This window comes from Rhodobacter sp. P1_C2, from assembly GCF_056406375.1.
Map to the genome: position 1 here is coordinate 1 of NZ_JBFUAG010000036.1, position 1,352 is coordinate 1,352.

A 1,352-nucleotide genomic window follows, 5' to 3' on the forward strand; every position below is an offset into this window, starting at 1 on the left:
CCCTCGACGGAGGCCATTCTGGGCACCGTGCCGCGGGCGAGTGCGGCGGATCTGGAGGCGGCTTTGCAGTCTTCGGCGCGCGGGTTTGAGGTCTGGCGCAAGACGCTGCCCTCGGCGCGCGCGGCTTTGATGCGCCGGGCGGCGGCCTTGGTGCGTGAACGGGCCGAGGCGATCGCGCCGATCTTCGTGCTGGAATCCGGCCGGACCCTGACCGAGGTGCGCAACGAGATCGAACGCTCGGCCACCTTCCTGGACTGGGATTCCGAAGAGCTGAAACGCAACTACGGCCGCATCGTGCCCAGCGAGGGCCAGTTCCAGCAGTTTGTCATCCGCGAGCCAGTAGGCCCGGTCGCGGCCTTCACGCCGTGGAACGTGCCGATGAGCGCGCCCTCGCGCAAGATCAGCGCCTCCTTGGCGACGGGGTGTTCGATCATCCTGAAGCCTTCATCGGAAACGCCAGCCACAGCCTGCCTGTTTGCCCAGTGTTTCCTCGATGCTGGCCTGCCCAAGGGCGTGCTGAACCTTGTATTTGGCGACTCGGATGAGGTTTCGCGCGCGCTGGTCCTTTCGCCGATCACGCGCCTCGTGACGCTGACCGGCTCGACCCATGTCGGCAAGCAGCTGTCGCGGCTGGCGGTGGAAACCATGAAACCGGTACTGATGGAGCTCGGCGGCCATGCGCCGGTGCTGATCGATCAGGGCGTGAACCCGGACGAAGTGGCCAAGCTGGCGGCCAACTGGAAATACCGGATGGCGGGCCAGTTCTGCTCGGCCGCTTCACGGTTTCTGGTCCACAAAAGCGTCTACGGTGACTTTGTGGAGGCTTTGGCGCGCGAGGCCGATGCCTGGAAGGTCGGCGACGGCTTCACCGAAGGCGTCCAGATGGGCGCGCTCGCCAACCGCCGCCGTCTGATCGCGATGGAGGATTTTGTCGCCGACGCCACGGCGCGCGGCGCGCGCATCGCGGCCGGCGGTGCGCGTCTGGGCAACCGGGGGTGGTTCTTCCAACCCACGGTTCTGGCCGACGTGCCCTTGGATGCAAAGATCATGACGGACGAGACCTTCGGCCCGATCGCACCCTGCGTTTCGGTCGACTCGATGGAGGAGGCGCTGGCGATCGGCAACAGCCTGGAGACGGGTCTGGCGGGCTTTGTCTTCACCAATGACATGGCCACCGCCGATCACCTGACGCATGAACTGCAAGCCGGCTCCATCGCGCTGAACTGCTTCACAAGCCCGGGCGCCGAAGCCCCCTTCGGCGGCTACCGCGACAGCGGCATCGGCCGCGAAGGCGGACCCGAGATGCACAGCAGCTACACCATCGCAAAAACCATCGCCGAAAGACGACAGAG

1 protein-coding gene is annotated in these 1,352 nt (G+C 66.1%); it reads left to right on the forward strand.

Annotated elements, in window-relative coordinates:
* On the forward strand, window positions 1–1,352 hold a 1,352-nt coding region (locus tag AC1DZT_RS25295; RefSeq protein ID WP_478009413.1), incomplete at both ends, for an NAD-dependent succinate-semialdehyde dehydrogenase.